We start from the raw sequence: 18,941 nt of genomic DNA, 5'->3' as shown, positions 1-18,941 counted from the left end.
TCCAGAGCCCGCACCATGGAACACGATGCCCAGCACCCACTCCTCCCAGACCGGCCGCCGCCCACTGGGCCGCGGGTCCGCCACGACCGCTCCGGCGGACGGGGCGGCCGAAGCGGCCGAAGCGGCCGGCTCCGGACCACCCGCCGCCGAAGACGGGGACAAGGGCTTCCAGGTCCACCTCAGCAACTTCGAAGGCCCCTTCGACCTGCTCCTCGGGCTGATCTCCAAGCACAAGCTCGACGTCACCGAAGTCGCGCTGTCGCAGGTCACCGACGAGTTCATCAGCTTCATCCGGGCGCAGGGCGCCGAGTGGGACCTGGGGCAGGCCACCGAGTTCCTGGTGGTCGCCGCCACGCTGCTCGACCTCAAAGCCGCCAGGCTGCTGCCCGCCGCCGAGATCGAGGACGAAGAGGACCTCGCCCTCCTCGAAGCCCGCGACCTGCTGTTCGCCCGGCTGCTGCAGTACCGCGCGTACAAGCGCATCGCGGAGATCTTCACCGGGCGGTGGGACAGCGAGGGCAAGCGCTACCCGCGCAGCGTCGGCCTGGAGCCGCGCTACGCCGGGTTGCTGCCCGAACTGGTCATCAATGTGCCACTTGAGCGTTTCGCCCAGCTCGCCGCGCGCGCGATGGGCCCCAAGCCGCCCAGGACCGTGTCGATCGACCACATCCACGTGCAGCGGGTCAGCGTCCGCGAGCAGGGCGAGATCGTGGTCGAGATGCTCATGCGGCTCGGCGAGCTCTCCTTCGGCCAGCTGATCGCGGACGTCCCGGACAACCTGCACGTCATCGCCCGCTTCCTGGTGCTGCTCGAACTGTTCCGCGACGCGGCCGTCGCCTTCGACCAGCCGGAGCCGCTGGGCGAACTGATGGTGCGGTGGACCGGCGACGACGACAAGGACGTCTCCACGGTCGGCGCGGAGTTCGACGCCGAGGTCACAGTCCGGGACACAACCACCGCCGACGACACGGTGGACGAGGAAGGCCGGTAGAGATGATCGACGACGGAGACTTCGGTACGGACGGCTTCTGGACGGAGCCGGAGGATGAGGTCGAGGCCGGGGCAGCGGCCGGGGCAGCGGAGACGCCCGCGCCGGAAGCGCAGCAGGCGGCCCGGCCGGAGACCGGGCAGCAGGCCGGGCCGGAGACCGGGCAGCAGGCCGGGCCGGAGACCGGGCAGCAGACCGGGCAGCAGACCGGGCAGCAGACCGGGCACAGTGCGGCGGCCCCTGCGGACCCCGCGCCGCCGGCCGCGGCGCACCCCGCCGCCCACCCCGACAGCCCCGCGGGTCTGCCCGCGCAGCGCAGGACCCGCAGCGCCCCCGCCACCCGGGGCGGCTCCGGGCCGGTCGACGACAGTGAACTGTGCCCCGCCCTGGAGGCGGTGCTCATGGTGGTCGACGAGCCGGTCTCCGAAGTCCTCCTCGCGCAGGTCCTGGAACGTACGACCGGGTCGGTCCGGGCCGCGCTCGGAGAACTGTCCGAGACCTACACCAAGGAGGGCCGGGGCTTCGACCTGCGTGAGGTCGCCGGGGGCTGGCGCTTCTACAGCCGCCCCGAGTACGCGTCCGCGGTGGAGCGGTTCATCCTGGACGGCCAGCACGCCCGGCTCACCCAGGCCGCCCTGGAGACCCTGGCGGTCGTGGCCTACCGCCAGCCGGTCAGCCGCGGGCGCATCTCCAACGTCCGCGGAGTCAACTGCGACGGCGTCATGCGCACCCTCCTGGCCCGCGGCCTGGTCGAGGACTTCGGCGTCGAGCACGAGACCGGCGCGACGCTCTACCGCACCACGCACTACTTCCTGGAACGCATGGGCCTCAAGGACCTGGACGAGCTGCCCGAGCTGGCACCCTTCCTGCCCGACCTCGACGCGCTCGAAGCGGAGACCGAAGGCGGCCTGGACCTCCCGCCGGTGCGCCGGACCCCCCTGCCGGAGGCCGGGGACGGGGCCGATTCCGCCCCCGTGGAGCGGGACGTCCCGGTTTCCGGGGATACTGGTAGGGACACCGTGGCTCCCGACGCCGGAACAAGCGTCGCGGACAGGGCCGCGGACCACCCCTAACGACCCCGCGGCCTCCTGAACAGCGCAGGCAGTACGGCGTCGGACGAACAGCGACGGATGATTGATGGCTGGCAGTAGTTACAACGGACCTGCACGTGGAAACCAGCGCGGCGACGAAAACCGCGACAAGCGTGGCGGGAGCCACCGGGGTAGCCCCGCACGTGCGGCCCGAGACTCCCGCGACGGAACGGCGCCCACCGGCGACGCACCCCGCGGCGGAGCCCCCCGGGAGGGCGGCTCCCGCGAAGGCGCTCCCCGTGGCAACCCCCGCAGCGGTCCGCCGCGCAGCACCTTCAAGTCCAACCAGGCCAGCCCCTCGCGCGCCGACCGCCGGCCGACCGTCGTCAAGACCGTCGACCGCAACGCCCGCGAGAACGAAGAAGGCGTCCGGCTGCAGAAGGTCCTGGCCCAGGCCGGGATCGGCAGCCGCCGCGCCTGCGAAGAGCTGATCGACCAGGGCCGCGTCGAGGTCGACGGCGAGCGCGTGCGCGAGCAGGGCAAGCGCGTCGACCCGGCGAAGGCCGAGATCAAGGTCGACGGCCTGCGCATCCCCACCCAGGCCGAAGAGCTGTACGTCGCGCTGAACAAGCCGGCCGGCGTCGTCTCCACGATGTTCGACCCGGACGGTCGGCCGACCCTGGCGGACTTCCTGGAGACGTTCGAGCGCCGCCTGTTCCACGTGGGCCGCCTCGACACCGAGACCGAGGGCGTCATCCTCCTCACCAACAATGGTGAGCTGGGCAACCGGCTGACGCACCCGCGCTACGAGGTCAGCAAGACCTACCTCGCCCAGGTGCAGGGCCCGATCCCGCGCGACCTCGGCAAGACGCTGCGCGAAGGCGTCGAGCTGGAGGACGGCCTGGCCCGTGCCGACAGCTTCCGCATCATCGACCAGGTCGGCAAGACCTACATGGTCGAGGTCGTCCTGCACGAGGGCCGCAAGCACATCGTCCGCCGCATGCTCGGCGAGCTGGGCTTCCCGGTCGAGCGCCTGATCCGGACCGACTTCGGCCCGATCAAACTGGGCGACCAGCGTCCGGGCAAACTGCGCCGCCTCTCCAACGAGGAGATCGGGCTGCTCTTCAAGGCCGTAGGCATGTAAAAAGGCACAGCAACGCCGTACGGCAGGAAAGCACCACCAGAGCACCACGGGCAGGGCCCGTTCCGCACACCGGAACGGGCCCTGTCCGCGTTTGCGCACTCCGTACCGCATCCGTCGTGAGGGGACCTTGCCGAACAGACAGTTTGCCTTTCCCCACGCCCCGTGATGGTGCATGGTGGGTCACCTCACGATCACCGGGCGGCGATCACCGGCTGTTCCGGCGGTCTGGGGTGCGTACGGCACAACCGACGCAAGGGGAACGTCGTGGGGCTGCACATCCAGCACACCGGTGGGCGATTCGTCAGGTCGGTCGTCGCGGCGGGGGCCGCCGTACTGCTGCTGTCCACGGCGGTGCTGCCGGTCGCGGCCGGGACGCGGGCCGGGAAGCAGGCCGCGCCACCACCCGGACCGCTCGCCGTCGCACCCGTCGACTACACCGTGCTCGTCGACGCCTCCGGCAGCGTCAAGGAAGCGATCGAACGCGAGAAGGAGGCTGCGGGGATCCTCGCGGTCGGCGACCTCTCACCCGACTCGAAGGTCTCCGTCGCGTCCTTCGGCAGCGGCAAGGGCACCTCCGGCAACGCCGTGAAGGTCGCCTGCGAACCCGGCCCGACGGGGGCCCCGGGCCTCAAGGACTGCGTGGGCGGGATCACTCTGCGCGACGGCGTCACCGCCGGCAACGGCACCGACCTGCCGGCGGCCGTCCGGCAGGGCGTGGACCTGCTGCGCAACGCCGCCCCCGGACGCCCGCGCATCCTCTTCCTGCTGACTGACGGCGAGATGCGGGTGGAGCCGGGCGAGGGCTACGGCGACGACGCCAACCGCATCCCCGGCGAACTCGACCGGGCCCTGACCGACGCGCTCGCCAAGGCCAAGGCCGCCGGAGTGCAGGTGTGGCCGCTCGGCTTCGGCGGTTTCGACAAGGCGCAACTGGACCGGATCGCGGCCGGCGGCGTGCAGGGCGTCTGCCCGGACCGGCCCGGACTGGTCCCCCGTACGAGCGTCGCGCAGAGCCCCGACCAGGTGGTGGTGACGCTCCAGCGGGCCTTCGCCGCGGCCCGCTGCGCCGAGGTCGGCGAGCCGGCGGCCACCACCGTGTCCGGTTCGGCCGATCTGACGGTCACACTGCCCGCGATAGCCACCGACGGCGTCATCCAGGTGACCAAGCAGGACGAGCGGGTCGAGGTCTCGTGGTTCGACCCGTCAGGGCGGGAGGTGCTGCGGGAGGGGACGCCGGGCTCAGCGGCGACGGTGGTCGGCCAGGGTTCGAAGATGGAGTCGCTGCACATCACCGACCCGCTCCCGGGGCGTTGGCGCGTCCACCTCAAGGCTCCTGACGGATTGTCAGTGCCGGTGACGGCGGTGGCGATGTGGGCCGGAGTGGTGCGTTCGTACGTCGAACTCGACCCGCCCCAGCCGCAGGCCGGGCAGCAGGTCGGCATGAGTGTCGTGCTCCAGACCCGCAAGGGTGCGCTGACGGACCCGGCGGCGCTCAAGGGCATCAAGGTGCGCGGCCGGGTGGAGTCGGTCACGGGTGCGTTCGGCCCGCAGGAGGTGGATCTGTCCGACGACGGCAGGAGCGGCGACACACAGGCTGGGGACGGGCTGTTCGGCGGACGGGTGACCGTCCCGGCGGCGGCGACCGGTACGGTCCGCTTCACCGGAACGGTGGCGGCCCCCGGCGTCCAGGGCGACCGGCAGGCCAAGGACGTGGACCTGCGCACCGGCCCCGCGCCGGTGTCGGCCTCGGTCACGTTCGGCTCGACGGTCCTGTCCGGCGGCGGCACGGTGAAGGCGAAGGCCGACTGGCGGGTCGGCGACGGTAAAGAGCACCGGCTGCGGATCGATCCGAAGGACTTCCCGCCGGGCCTGGCCCTGGACCTGACGCCACGCCGGCTGACGGTGAAAGGCGCACAGGGCTCCTTCGACGTGGCGCTGGGCGTGGGCGGCGGCCTGGACGCGCAGTCGTTCCAGGGCAAGCTCGTCATCACCGACGAGGACGGCGGCGCGGTGGTCACCGAGCGGACGGTGACGGTGCGGATCACCGGGCCGCCCGGGTTCTGGTCGGAGAACTGGTGGAAGGCCGCGCTCGGCGCCGTGCTCCTCGGCGTCCTCCTGGTGGCCCTGCCTGCCTGGTACCGCCGCAACATCCGGCCCCGGCCGATCGGCGGGGTCGAACTGCGGCTCTACCGCGACGGGCAGCCGGTCGGTGTGCCGACGCGGCCGCTGAACGAGCGGGCGCTGCGGATGTGGATCCGGGTGGAGAGCCAGGGCAACCCGCCGCAGCTGGTGCCGCTGTACCAGCGGGAGGACGGCGCGTGGACGGTCACCCGGGCCCGGCACGGCGGCCTGGAGCTCGAATCCCCGCTCGGCAGGCTGTCGTTGGCGGCGGGCGCGACCGTGGAGATCGAGCGCGGCCTGGTGCTGGGCTTCACCGAGGACCAGCCGACGGCCGCGCCCCCGGATGGCGGCGGCCCCGTGCCGGGGGCCGGCGACGATCCGTACACCGGGTACGGCGCGGACCCGTACGGTGCGGGCGGCGCGGACCCGTACGGTGCGGGCGGCGCGGACCCGTACGGTGCGGGCGGCGCCGGTCCGTACGGCCCCGGTGTCCACGACGCCGGGACCCGGGCAGGTGATCCGTACGGAGCGCCGGGCGGTCAGCGCGGACAGGACGACCCCTACGGGCGCGGGGGACCGCCACCACCGCCGCCGGGCGGCTGGGACGCAACGCAGGACGGGCAGCACGGCGGCCCCGGCTACGGCCCGCCCGGAACGTGAAACAGGAACCCGTGCGCAGACAAGGCGAAGGGGGCGTCCGTGGCTCCGGACGGTCGTAAGGGAATGTCCATCCACCAGTCGGTGATGTTCGTCGGACTCGGCGGCACCGGCTGCCAGATCGGCGCCGAGGTCGAACGCCGGATGCGCGACGAACTGTGCGGCGCCGACGGTGCGGGGCTGCGGGAGCGCATCCCCCGGCTCGCCCCCTACCAACTGCCTGACTGTGTGCAGTTCATGTACGCCGACCTCAGTGAGGGCCAGCTGCTCCAGCAGCGGCAGCAGGCCGCCCCGGCGGGACACCGCGCGGTGGCCGACCTCAACGTGAACATGGCCACCCGGCTGGTCCCGGCGTACAACACGTTCCCCGAAGTGTCGGCGTCCCTGCGGATCAGCGCGTTCCGGGAGACCGAGTCCTGGCTGCCGCCGCCGCACGGCGAACCGAAGGTCACGCCGCTGCGGGCCGGCGCGGGCCAGCTGCCCACCGTCGGCCGGGCCGCCCTGTTCGAGACCTTCCGGCACGGCCTGGACGCGGCGATGGAGCCGCTCGACCGGGCCGTGCAGCGGATCAGCAAGGGCGGCCCCGCCGACCTGATGGCGCTGAGCGGCAACACGACGCCGCGCAACGCGTGCGACGTGTTCGTGGCGTTCTCCGTGGCCGGGGGGACCGGCTGCGGCATCTTCTACGACTACCTGCACCTGATCGGCAAGGCCTTCGGGCCCGGCTACGACATCAAGATCTACCCGCTGGTTCTCATGCCCTCGGCGTTCGAGGAGGGGCGCGGCGGCGGGCGGCCCGCCGACCTCAACGCGGGGCAGGCGCTGCTCGACCTGTTCCGGTTCATCGACGACCAGAACGGCCAGGACATGTCCGACCGGCTGACCGCCGGGGACTACGCACTGCCCGGCCAGGTGTCGGTGCGCTACCCGGGGCAGGAGCCGATCCGGCTCAAGGGCGGCACCGTACAGACGGCGTTCCTGTTCAGCCGGACCTCCGGCATCGAACGCGAAGACCTGCACCGCTCGGTGGCCTCCCTGGTGCTGTCGCTGACCGGCACCGGACTCAACAACGGCGGCGACGCCGAGCGCGCCGGCATCGCGACCGACAGCTACCAGTCCTTCGCCGACAGCTTCATCAACGAAGGCGTCAAACGCGAAGGCACCGCGCCGTCGGGCATCGGCCGCCGGGGGGTGTCCACCAGCCTGGTCGCCTCCCTCACCGTGCCCGTGGACGAACTCGCCGACCTCGTCGCCGGGCGGCTCCTGGCCCGCGCCGTGAACGAACTCAACAGCGACAGTCGGGTGTTCGGGGAGAACAACCAGGATCAGATCAAGGCGTTCCTCGCCGCGGCCGGCGTGGCCGAACTGTGGACCTGCGATCCGCCGCCCGTCAACGACCCGGCCCCGGTCCAGGGGGCCGCGCAGATCCTCGGCGCCTTCGACGCCCGGGCCCGTGCGATGACCCACGCGCTCCAGCAGCAGAAGCATCAACTCCGGGTGCACACAGCGCAGTTGGCCGAAGAGTTCAACCATCACGCGGGCGTACGGCGGATCCTGGCCGAGACCGACCTCTTCCGGATGCACCGCATCGTCTTCGGCGACCCCCGGCTGCACGACGGACGCGACAAGCCCGGCGCGGTCGGCGTGCTGCGCCACTGCGCCACCCCGCCCCCGGCGCCGCCCGGGATCGGCGTCAACCCGCCGCCCGCCCCGCCGCTCAAGGACAGGGTCGGCCGCCTGGTCCGGGCCCGCTGGGGCGACCCGGAGGTGCAGAACCACCTGCGCCGCCAGACCGGGTGGCTGCAGTACCGCTCCCGGGACAACTGGCACGACCAGTGGGGTGCCCAGGAACAGGTGTGGCGCCGACGCGTCGACCAGCTCAAACAGATCTCCCAGAGCCTGCGCAGGGCCTTCCTCGACCACGCCGAGCACGAAGAGGCCGCCTTCCACCGGGTCGCCCGCGACCTCGACCGCCCGCGTACGGGTGTCTCCTACCTGCTGCCGCCCCAGGACGGCCTGGAGGCCTTCTACCGCGCGGTCCTGCGCCGCTACGTCCAGCGGCTCGGCCTGGCCGAGACGGCGGGCGAGGCCCAGGTGGTCGCCCGGCTGCTCGGCCCCGAGATCTGGCAGCAGGCCTTCGACCGCGGCGAGGAGCACGACGGCGGCCCGGCCGCGCTGGCCCAGGTGCGCGGCGAACTCAAGCAACGTGTCAAGGCGTTGTTCACCTCGTCCGGCGAGTTCAGCGAACAGCCGCTGCTCCCGCCGGTCAGCGACCTGCTCGTCCAGGTCGCCACGCACAACGGGGCGGCGCTGTCCGAGGTGGACATCGCCCAGTTCCGGCAGAAGCTCGCCGGGATGCTGCCGATCGACTTCGTCCCCAAGGGCAGCGGCACGCTCAAGATCCTCATCACGCACCCCGGCACCCGGGACGACGCGCAGGTGCGCAAATACCTGATGGACGTCCTCAACATCTCCAAGGAGGCCGGCCGGCAGGTGGAATTCCGTACGGTCGAGCAGGAATCGGTCTCCGTGGTGATGTTCCGCAGCGCGATGAGCCTGACTGAGGTTCCCGAGGTCCGGCAGATCCTCGCCGGCTGGCAGCGCGCCCTCGAACAGGGCGAACGCGACGACTTCCTGAAATGGCGTCAGCGTACGGGCTTCCGCTACGACTGGCTGCTGACCACCGAGGAGGACCGCACCTACATCCTGCACCGACTGCTGTGCGTCCTGCGCAACGGCCAGGTGGAGGTGCTCGAAGGGCCCGCCGGGTCCCCGTCGTACATCAGGATCGGACTCCCGCACGTCCCGACGACGATGGACCTGGCCCTCAGGAGCTTCGGCCGGTCCTCCTCGTGGGGCAGCCTCCCGGCCGCCTACGAGCAGTGGACGCTGCACGACGACACCCCCGTACGCCGGGACTTCGCCCGCCAGCTGATGGGCACCCGGCCGCTCGGCTCCGACAGCACGCCGGTCCCCGCCGCCCGGCTCTACCGCACACTCGTCGACGAAGTCGCGCCCCGGCAGCGGGACATCCTCGGCGGACTGGCCGCCAAGCTCCAGGGCCCGGGGCGCGACCGGGCCGAAGGCCTGGAGAGACTGTGGACCAGGACCTTCGACGCGGCGCTCGACCTGCCGCTCGAACACCACGGCGGCGGCCTGGCCGACACCCTGCGCCAGCTCGACGAGCAGGGCGAAGGGAAGGACGAAGACCACGGCGACGACCGGAGCGGACGGAAGTACGAAGACCACGGAGACGACCGGAGCGGGGGGCAGAACGGCCGGCGGGGCGCCGGCCCGGCCGGGGGTGGGAGCGAAGGGCGGGGTGGCGGCCCGGGTGCGGACGGGGACGGGGACGGGGGGCACGGTGGTGTACAGCCGTTCGACCCCTACGGCGGTGCCCGGTGAGCAGCCCGTCCGCGCAGGTCGTCGTCCGCCTCGACCTGCGGCACCGGGCGGTGTACGAGGAGGTGGTCGCCGCCGCGCGGTTCTCCGACGTCCAGGCGCGGCACGCCCTGGCGGACCTGCCGTACGGCACCGACTCGGCGGACGCGCACCGCGTCCTGGTGGTCGACCGGACCGGCGACCTGCTGCGGCACCGCCCCGCCTTCGAGCGCATTTTCACCGGATCCCACGTCAACCTCCTGTGCGTGGCCGTGGGCCCGCCCGTCGCCGGCCCGGTGGTCCTGCGCAGACCCGGCCAGCTCACCGGACCGGACGCCGCCACCCTCTGGGTCGGCGACACCCGGGGCACCCAGTGGGCGCCCGGAGAAGTCCCCGGGATCGTCCTCACCGGGCTGACGCGAAGTCATCTGCCGGACGGTGGAAGCCCGGTGGGTGGAAGCCCGGTGGGTGGAAGCCCGGTGGGTGGAAACGCGCTGGACGAACTCCTCGACGCGCTGACCCGCCCGCAGGTCTACGACGCGGTCCTGCACGCAGTGTCCGGAATGCGGCACACCGCGGCGGCGCCGGCCCTGGACCTGCACACCCCGCACACCCACGACAGCGCGCTGGCCCAGGCCCGCGTCCAGGCCGCGCTGCGCCTGGCCGGGCACCAGGACGGTACGTCACCGCGCTGGCCGGGCCCGCTGGGGATCCTGGCCGACAGCGTCAGCGGGACCGTACCCGGCGACAGCGCCCTGCGGGACGGGGTGCTGCGGGACGGCGTGCGCCCCGACGGCCTGCTCGGGCGCCTGGCCGAGGACACCGAACGGCACCTGTCCCGGGCCGCCCGCCGGGTCGAACGGCTGCACAGCCCGTGGACGGTCTACCGCTTCGACGGGGACGGACGCCCGGACGTGGGTGTGTCCGTACCGGGCGAACTCGCCTACGCCGCCCTGCGGCTCGAGCAGTACCGCGACGCGGTGCGGCAGACCGTCGCGATCATCCCGGGGTCGACCGGTTTCGCCCCGCAGGACCGCGCCTGGCTCGACCACGCCGGGGTGACCGTCCCGGCCACCCGGGGCCTGGGGCCCGTTCCGGTCACCGCCGCGCTCCGTGACACCGTGGCCCACGCGACGCGCGGCGGGGAGGGTCTGGCCCCGCTCGCCGCGCGACTGCGCGAACTCGCCCTGCGGATAACGCCGGGGGCGCTCCCGGGCCGCACGGACGCGGTGGACGCGGCCTGCCCGCCGGGCCTCCCCGACCGTCTGCGCCGCCCGCCCGGATTCGGGCTCAGCGCCACCCCGGCGGCACTGCTCGCCGCAGTCCTCGGCGTGTTCCTCGCAGCCCTGTGGCCCACCGCCGCGCCGGTCACCGCTCCGGTCGCGGCCGTGCTCGCGGTCCTGGGCGTGCTCGCGGTGACCGTACGCCGGCCCGACCGCGGCGGCACCCGCGCCGTCCCGCCCGAAGCGTCCGGCGCGCTCATCGTCACCGCCGCGGCCGCGGTCGCCGCCGCGGCGGGCGGCTGGTTCGCCGGTGACGTGTGGGAACCCGCCGGAGCGCTCGGCGCGGCGGCCACACTGGCCGGCCTCGTGGTCGTGGCGGCCGCACCCGGCCTCGACTGGTCGCGGCGCACCGGCCGCTGGCGGGCCGGACTGCCGACGGACGAAGCGGTGGACGCCCTGGTCCGCATCAGCGGCGTGCTCCAGGATCTGCTGTGGCGGGACTGGGCCCTGGCCGCACCGCGCCGCGCGGCGAGCGACCGCTCCCGGGCGCTGGCGGCGGTCCTCCAGGAGGTGTCCGGAGAACTCGTGGCGGAGGCCGCGGAACACAGCGGGAGAGCCGATCGTACGGACGACTTCCAGCAGCCGGGCCGGGACCCGGCGGGGCCGCGGGCAGCCGACCCGTGGGACGCCCCCGGGTGGGAGGGCGCGGCACTCGGTGACACTGCGTCAGCCGGTGCGTGGAGCGATGGCACTGCGTCAGTCGGTGCGTGGAGCGATGACACTGCGTCAACCGGATCGCGGGACAGTGACACTGCGTCAGCCGGAGCGTGGAGCGGTGCCGACCCGGCCACCGCCGCCTGGAGCGGTGCCGCAGCGGAGGAACCCGGCCGCCGGCCCGGCGTCGCCGACCCGGGGACGTTCGACGGCGCCCTCGGCCGTACGGTCCTCGGTGACCTCGCCGACGCGGTCAGCGCAGCACTCGACGCCCTGTGGCCGCTCCTGGAACGCGACCCCGAACTCGCCCGCCAGGACGCCGCGGCGGCCCGCCTCCGTGTGCTCCTCGACCGCTACGACACCCACCTCCAGCGCGAAGGCGTCGCCCCGGCGCCGCCGTTCGCCGACCCCGGACGGGACCGCGACATCGTCCGGCAGTCCGGCGGCGGCGAGGCCGACCTCATCGCCGAACTCGTCGGCGGCCCCGCGGGCAGGGTCATGCGTCAGCTGAGCGCGGGCGACGAACTGGCCCTCCTCGACGTCTCCCCGGGGGCGGGCCGCACCGTCCGGTTCGCCCCCCGCACCGCGCAGGCCGCGATCCACGCGGTGTGGAACGAACGCCGGCACGGCAGGCCGCCCGAACACGAAGTCACCTGGACCGTTGACGGTCGGGGTGCCGGAGTCCTGCGGCTGCTCCCGCTGATGCCCGGAACGGTCGACGACTCCCGCCCGTGGGACGAAGAGGGGACCGGCCGGGGCGGGCCGTGGCACGATGAAGGCACCGGAGCCGGCCCGCGCGGAACCGGACCGTACGACCGGGGGCCTTACGGCACCGGCCCCTACCGGCCCGGCCCGCGTGGGACCGGACCGTACGGCGACATTCCAGCCGGCCCCGACGGGACCGGACCGTACGGCGGTAATCCTTATGGCCCCGGTGACTCCGGGACGGAGGGGCGCGGATGACCGCAGCGCACGGACCAGCCGGACCGGGCGCGTCCCAGCTCATGGAACGTGTCCTCACCGGCCCCACGGGAGACCGGGTCAACATCCTCGTCGAGGTCGTCAGGTCAGCTGGGCCCGGCCCGGAAAGCCCTTACGCCCGGCAGCTGTTGCGGCTGCCCGACGGGAAGTACCTCCTGTGCCGGAGCCTCCCCGAAGGCGACTCCCGGCAGCGTGAAACCCGCACCGCCCGGCTCGAATCGGAGATCCGCGCCATGCTGCGTCTGGCCCGCGCCGCCGGGACCGGCGCGCACCCGCCGGAGTTCCCCCGGCTCATCGGCTACGCCTTCGACACGAGGGTCCCGCTCATCGTGCTCACGGCGGGGCCGTACAAACCGGCGGCGGGCGGTGCCGGGCAGATGCTCCTCAACGAGCAGGAGGCCTTCCTGCGCGCCCTGTTCCGCACGGTCAGGCTGATCGGAGCGGCCGGGGTCGTGCACGGCGGGATCAGCCCGGACACCGTGCACTGGTCCGCCGACCAGCGGCTGTACCTCGACGGCTTCGACCACGCGGCCCTCACCGGGGCCCTGCGTACCGGAACCGGCGCCCCGCAGTGGGCCGCCCCGGGACCGATCGCCGGCAGCGGGCCCGCGCACCCGGGTGACGATGTCTTCAGCGCCGCGCAGACCGCCTACCACGTCGTCACCGGGCTCCCGGTGCGCCGGGGCTGGGAACCCGAGGGGCTCGCCCCGCACCAGCGCCTGCGCGACGTCTTCGCCGGGGCCTTCGACCCGCAGCCGGGGAACCGTCCCACCGCGCTGGCCCTGCTCCGCCGGCTGGGGGACCCCGTCGACCCGTGGGCGGGCGGCGGCTTCGGCTACGACGCGCTCGCCGAAGGACGCCGGGTGTTCGCCCAGGTGGCCGAGCGCAAGCGGGCGGCCTCCGGGCAGCCCCGGCGACCGGAGAAGCCGCCGCACCCGCCGTCCGGGCAGCACCCGGCGGTGCCACGACAGCCGTCCCCGCAACAGCAGTCCGGCCAGCAGGCGTCCCCACAGCAGGCATCCCCACAGCAGGCGCCGCCGTACGGCGACCCGTACCGGTACCCACCCGCCGACGGCCGGCCGGCGCAGCCCGCGAAGCGCAAGCCGGGACGGTGGCGGCCATGACCGAGGAGACCTCGGGCGGCTGGGTCCGGCGGCCGGCCGACCTGGCCGGCCACCGGACCGGGCGGCACGACCCCTACGCAGCAGAACCCGCACTGCGGCCGGTGCGGCCCCGGCGCGAACGGCCGGCCGACATACCCGGAGTCCGCTGCCCCTACTGCCTGCACGTCATCTGGTGGGACGAGACCGAACTCTACGTACGCAACGCCAGCCAGGAGTACCAGCGCACCGACCTGTCCGGGATCACCGACGAAGTCATCCGGCACGACCGGCTCCAGGGCACGTTCATGCGCTGCTTCGGGGCCGACGGCGCGGCCCCGGCCTACGGGGAGCAGACCGGCGAGCACTACCTGCCGACCAACTACCTCATCCACGAAGCCCCGCTGGTCGTCGCCCTGATCGGTGACGCGGCGTCAGGGAAGTCGCACCTGCTCGCCGCGATGGTCTCGGAGATCGACCGGGGCGGCCTGCGCCGCTACGGCGTCGGCACCGCGGCGGTCGACCACGCCTGGCACGAGGAGTACCGCTCCGGCAAGGTCGTCCCGCTCCTCGAAGGGCGGATGCTGGCCCGCACCGTCCATCAGGCCAACGAAGTCATCCTGTTCGCCGACGCCCTGCTGCTGCGCTGCGGCGAACGGGTGCGCCCGGTCGCCTTCTTCGACGTCGCCGGGGAGAACCTCAGCAAGGGCGGCCGGGACGTCCAGTTCCTCGCCGCCGCGGACGCGTTCCTGTTCGTCGTCGACCCGGTGGCCGCCGTCGACCTGCCGGTGCTGCGCGAAGTCGCCGCGGAGTACGGCGGGAACAACGGCGTGCGCAGCCAGGACCCAACGTTCCCGATGGTCCTCAACCGGCTCCCGCGCGGGCCCGGCGGGCTGCTCACCCAGCCGTGCGCGGTCGTGGTCGGCAAGTCCGACCTGCTGCGCTTCGAACCCCCGGCCGACGCCTGGCTGGCCGCGGCACCCGGACGGCCCGGCGGGATCGACCCCGCCAGGACCGAAGCCGAGACCCGGGACGTGTACTCCTTCCTGTACGCGTACGACGCGCACGCCTGGACCGCCCCCTACGAGGAGGCGGGGCGCTGCACCATGCACTTCACCTCGGCCACCGGGATGCGCGAGCGCGACGGCGGGTTCCCCGGGGGCGTCCGCCCGCAGCGCGTCCTTGAACCCCTGGTCGCGATCCTCGCCATGTGCGGGCTGCTCCCGCAGCCCGGCGCCGACCAAGTGGGGAGGTGACACGGCATGACCGCCGTCCTGCATCAAGTGCTCTACCGCTGGGAGGGCTCGGACCTGCTCGGCGGGCGGGGGCTCGGCCCGGTCGCCACCTCGTGCGACTCCGGGACGCTGCGGCGCTGGCACGGGCACCTCGCCCCGCACGTCTCCCTGGACGCGGACGGCGTACGGGCGCCCCGCGCAGCCTGGTCACGGGTCCGCACGCCACTCGGATACGCGGTGGTTCTCCGGGAGTTCGCGGTGCACGGGGGAGGCCGCGGCGGCAACAACGCCCACGTCCTGCTCGACCCGGTCGGGGAACTGGACATGCGCAACGCCCTCGCCCTGGCATCAGGTCCCGGACTGCCCGGCGACTGCGACCGTATCCCGGTGGGCACGGCCCTCGGGCCGCTCCGGGTGGGCCCGGTCTTCGAACCGCCGTCCCCCGCACCGGTCCCCGGCGAGGATCCGCGTACGGATTTCCCGCACGCGCAGGACTTCCCCCTTTCCCTCCGGGAGAGCGGTGCGGCCCTGCGCGCGGCCGCCCGCGCGCACGCGCCGGAACTCGTGGAGTCCATCGCCGCGGTCCTGGCCAGGCCCGGAGCGGCCTACTCGTTCCCGCGCCCGGCCGACGACGCGGTCCTGCCGCTGTTCTGGGGCCTGTACGACATCCTCGAACCGCTGGTCGGCGGCCCGTTCACCCGGTACGAGCCGGGGGTCCGCGGTGACTGGAGCTTCTCCACGTACGAGACCACGGACGGTCCGGCGCGCCCCCGGTTCACCGCCGTGCCGCGCTGGCCGGTGGCCGCGCAGCCGTGGGCGCAGCGACTCCGGATCGACCGGCAGGGGCCGCGCCCGCCCGAAGCGCTCACGGCGGCAGGGCTCCTGACGGAGTATTACCAGCAGCTCGAATGGCCGCTGATGCGCGAGGTGCTCGAATTCCTCCGGCCGCGGGTCGGACTCACCGCGCAGGAGCGGATCTCAGGCATCACCGCGACCCTGGCCGGCGGACCGCGGGAGGCCCGGGTGGAACAGATCATCCAGTGGCACCGCGCGGCTCCGCAGACCCACCTGGAACCACCGGCCACCCGGACCGCGCCGCCACGCCCGGCGGACCCGCTGTCCACCCGGACCGCGGGACACGACCACGCCGGACACGAGCCCGCCGGACACGAGCCCGCCGGACACGAGCCCGCCGGACACGGGCACAGTGGCCGCCGCCACGCCCTGCCCCGGCTGTCTCTCAAACGTCATCCGGCGCAACACCCGCCCACGTCCGAGCAGTTGATCCAGCAGATCGCCCAGCGGACGGACCCCGGAGTGCCGCGCCGCTGGAACATGGACGACTGGACCGCGGCCGGCGCCACCGCAGGGGAGGTCCTCACCCTGAAGGCGGCGGCCATCTACCTCAACGAGAAACACGGGGAACTGGACGAGACCTTCCGCGGCTTCCTGCGGCAGGTCGGCACCGTCACCGCGGTCATCGCCCTGGAGCGGGCCGAACCACACCTGCTGCCCGGCCTGCTGGCGACGCTGAACCAGCGGCTCGGACTGCCCGGGGACTCCGGGAAGCAGGCGGCGTCGGCCTTCGACGTGTCCGAAGCCGGGCAGCGGGCCGTGGAGGCGGTCCTGTCCCGCTTCGACACCGTCCTCAAGGACGCCGAAGCCCGTACGGCGGGCAGGTCCGGCACGGCCGGACCCGAATGGGTGGCCGGAGTGCTCGCGAACCTCGCCGGACGCATCCTGCGGCGCGCGGCCGACGGGACCCCGGCCCGGTCACTGGCCGCCGTGGTGCACCGGCTGGCCGAAGCGGGACCGCAACACCAGGTCGCCGCCCGGCTGTTCACCCGGACCGTGGAGTACACGCCGGGGGAGCGGGACTACTTCGACGAACTCGGGCGGCTGTGGGCCCGGGCGCACGGACTCACGTCCCCAGACCCCGCCGGCGGAGGTTCCAGCAGATGACCACTGGCCGTGCCGCACTGGACCGGATCGCCTACCGCTGGCAGCCCAGGACACTCCTGGGCCGCCGGGGGATGGGGCCGGCCGCGACGTCCCTGTCCTCGGAGGCGCTCGCCGCCTGGGACGAACAACTGGCCGGACTCGCGGAAGTGGACGTCTCGGCGGACGAAGTCCCCGACATCAGCGTCTGCCTCGTCCACACCTGCCTGGGCACCGCAGTCGTCCACCGGCGGCCCGCCCAGGGTGGTGGGGCCCGCCGGGGCAACGAGGCCCTGGTGTTCGTCGGTGGACCCGGAGACCTCACCGTGTACACGGCCCTCGCCCTGGCCGACGGGCCGCACACCCGGTACCCCGGCGGCCCGGAGCCCGAATCCGGACTGGAATCCGGACTGGAATCCGGGCTGGAACCCGGGCTGGAACCTGAACCCGGATCCGGACTCGGACCGCTCTCCCGCGAAGTCCTCGACGAACTCGTGGGCCGCCGCTCCGGCCCGCTCCGCGAACAGGCCCGCGCCGCCGGCGGACTGCTGACCGACATCGTCGCGGCCCTCCTGCGGCACCCGGACAAGGCACTGTCCGTACGCCGCCCGGACATCCCCGGCGATCCGGCGGCCCTGTGGTGGGGCGTCTGCGAACTGCTCGACGGTCTCCTGCCCGAACCCCTGACGGTCTCCACCTTCGAGACCTCCGACGGAGCGTCCCGCCCCCGGCTGGTCGTCGTGCCCCGCTGGGCCGGGACCATGGCCCCGTGGAGCGGACGGCAGCGCTTCGCCCCGGACCGGACCGGCGTCGGCGACCCGGACGTCTACGCGCGGGCCGCCGCGCTGCTCGTCCGCCGCTACCGCGACGAGGAGTGGCCGACGGCCGGCTTCCCCGGCCTGCGCACCGCGGGACCCCGGGAACGGGCCGAGCGGGTGCTGGAGTTGCTGACCCCGCAGCCTGCGCCTGTCGCGCCTGTCGCGCCTGTCGCGCCTGTCGCGCCTGTCGCGCCTGTCGCGCCTGTCGCGCCTGTCGCGCCTGCCGAGCCCGCTGAGCCTGTCGCGCCCGCGACAACGCCCGTCGTGACCGTCCCGGCCGTCCAAGCCGTCCAGGCCGCCGAGGCCGCCCCGGCCCGCCCCGTGGTCACCCGCTGGGAAGTCCTCAGCGACCCGGACGACGAACCGGTGCTGTTCCCCGCGGCGCGGCCGCCGGCCGGGGCACCCCTGCCGGTCCCGGAAGCCCCGCCACGGGTGGAGCCCGCCCTCCGGCCCCACCCGGAGCAGCTACCGGCCGCACGTGCCCCCGTACCGCCGCGTCCTGCGTACGCACCGCCCCGGCCGGTTGCCGCGGACCCGCCCGCGGCCCGCCCGGAACAGCCTTCCCACACCCCGTCGGACCCGGCACCGCCCGCAGCGCAGAGGGCCCCTGAGACAGAGTCAGCCCCGGCGTTCCGCGACATCAGCGCCCCCTGGCGGGCCCGGGGCGTCCTGCCGCAGGACGCCGTCCGCATCCACCAGGCGGCGGCCATCCTGCACACACCCCTGCCCGGCGACACCGGACAGGTCCGCGCGGGGATCCTGGACCGCCGCCGGGCGGCCGGGCTGCTCGGCGGGCTGCACGGGACCGTGCCCCTCCTCGTCGCCCTCGAACTCGGCGGACCCCCGGTCCTGCCGCTGGTCGCGCAGCAGCTGTGCGGGCGCCTGAAGCGGACGAAACCGGCAGCGTGGGACCAGAGCGAACGGGTGGCGCTCAAACACGCACTGGTGGACGTGGGGGCGTACGGCGACCGGCTGCTCGCCGCCGGAGTCCCGCAGGCCCAGCTGCGGAAACTGCTGGAGCGGCTGCTCTACGCCGTGCTCTACCGGCACCCGGACGCCCGCCGGATCCTCGGCGCGGTGGCCCGGGACGCGGTGGCACACCGGGGGAGCGCTCCGCACCGCCTCCTGGCGGACGTCCTGGAGGGCAGCCAGTGGGCCGACCCGTACCGGGTGTGCCGCCTGGAGTCAGAGCGCCCGTAGGCCCGCCAGGACTTCCCGCATCAGTGCAGCCTTCGGCCGCCCCGCCTCGGCCGCGGGCCGCGTCACCCGGATCACCCCGGCTTCCAGGAGGTCGCCGAGCAGCACCCGGACGACACCGACCGGCAGGTCCAGGTGCGCGGACACCTCCGCCACCGACAGCGTGCCGCCCCGGCACAGTTCCAGTGCCGCCACATGCTCAGGGCCGTTGCTGTGCCCACGCGGGGCCCGGGCCGGGCGCCCGTCCGGCTCCACGGCACTGACCAGCGCGATGAGGTCGAGGTCCGCCTCCCGGGCGGGAGTGGTCCGGCCGCGCGTCATCGAGTAGGGACGGACCACCGGCCCGGCCTCCTCGTCGTACCACAGCGGTTTGCCCACCGGCTGCCCCCGTCGTTCCGTAGTCCGCGGCCTGT

General features: G+C 73.9%; 11 protein-coding genes. 10 read left to right on the top strand and 1 reads right to left on the bottom strand.

Translation table 11 applies throughout. From position 1 onward, the window contains the following. Positions 1-25: 25 nt before the first annotated feature. The 10 genes from AC0Z36_RS02570 to AC0Z36_RS02525 all read left to right on the top strand — a co-directional run bounded on the left by AC0Z36_RS02570 (position 26) and on the right by AC0Z36_RS02525 (position 18,531). Positions 26-991, top strand: a complete 966-nt coding sequence (locus tag AC0Z36_RS02570; RefSeq protein WP_485460971.1) for a segregation and condensation protein A — start codon at positions 26-28, stop codon at positions 989-991. 398 nt (positions 992-1,389) lie between these two features. Continuing rightward, positions 1,390-2,061 carry an SMC-Scp complex subunit ScpB gene (gene scpB / locus AC0Z36_RS02565; protein WP_485460999.1) on the top strand — a complete coding sequence of 224 codons (672 nt, stop codon included), beginning with the start codon at positions 1,390-1,392 and terminating at the stop codon, positions 2,059-2,061. Positions 2,062-2,125: 64 nt separating this feature from the next. Next, the gene (locus AC0Z36_RS02560) at positions 2,126-3,163 is read left to right on the top strand and encodes a pseudouridine synthase (RefSeq protein ID WP_485460970.1); all 1,038 of its coding nucleotides are present in this window, start codon (positions 2,126-2,128) and stop codon (positions 3,161-3,163) included. 264 nt (positions 3,164-3,427) lie between these two features. Beyond that, a complete protein-coding gene (locus AC0Z36_RS02555; protein ID WP_485460969.1) occupies positions 3,428-5,944 on the top strand; it encodes a choice-of-anchor X domain-containing protein in 2,517 nt (838 codons plus the stop codon). A gap of 63 nt (positions 5,945-6,007) precedes the next feature. Beyond that, positions 6,008-9,346 (top strand): tubulin-like doman-containing protein, encoded by a 3,339-nt coding sequence (locus tag AC0Z36_RS02550; RefSeq protein WP_485460968.1) that lies wholly within the window; start codon positions 6,008-6,010, stop codon positions 9,344-9,346. After that, positions 9,343-12,222, top strand: coding sequence for a hypothetical protein (locus AC0Z36_RS02545; RefSeq protein WP_485460967.1), 2,880 nt, complete (start codon positions 9,343-9,345; stop codon positions 12,220-12,222). Before AC0Z36_RS02550 ends, AC0Z36_RS02545 begins: the two co-directional genes overlap by 4 nt. Then, complete coding sequence (locus tag AC0Z36_RS02540; RefSeq protein ID WP_485460966.1) at positions 12,219-13,364, top strand: protein kinase family protein; 1,146 nt, start codon at positions 12,219-12,221, stop codon at positions 13,362-13,364. The genes AC0Z36_RS02545 and AC0Z36_RS02540 overlap by 4 nt, the downstream gene beginning before the upstream one ends. Continuing rightward, a complete protein-coding gene (locus tag AC0Z36_RS02535; protein WP_485460965.1) occupies positions 13,361-14,596 on the top strand; it encodes a TRAFAC clade GTPase domain-containing protein in 1,236 nt (411 codons plus the stop codon). Before AC0Z36_RS02540 ends, AC0Z36_RS02535 begins: the two co-directional genes overlap by 4 nt. Before the next feature lie 6 nt (positions 14,597-14,602). Further along, a complete protein-coding gene (locus AC0Z36_RS02530; protein WP_485460964.1) occupies positions 14,603-16,537 on the top strand; it encodes a hypothetical protein in 1,935 nt (644 codons plus the stop codon). After that, positions 16,534-18,531 (top strand): hypothetical protein, encoded by a 1,998-nt coding sequence (locus AC0Z36_RS02525; protein ID WP_485460963.1) that lies wholly within the window; start codon positions 16,534-16,536, stop codon positions 18,529-18,531. Before AC0Z36_RS02530 ends, AC0Z36_RS02525 begins: the two co-directional genes overlap by 4 nt. Here AC0Z36_RS02525 and AC0Z36_RS02520 read toward each other — a convergent pair. Then, a complete protein-coding gene (locus AC0Z36_RS02520; RefSeq protein WP_485460962.1) occupies positions 18,517-18,906 on the bottom strand; it encodes a DUF742 domain-containing protein in 390 nt (129 codons plus the stop codon). The two genes, AC0Z36_RS02525 and AC0Z36_RS02520, sit on opposite strands and share 15 nt — an antisense overlap. Positions 18,907-18,941 lie beyond the last annotated feature (35 nt).

The sequence above is a fragment of the Kitasatospora sp. UYEF31 genome (assembly GCF_057291755.1).
Note: the sequence above shows the minus strand (reverse complement) of the source record. Positions and strands in the feature narration are given on the sequence as shown.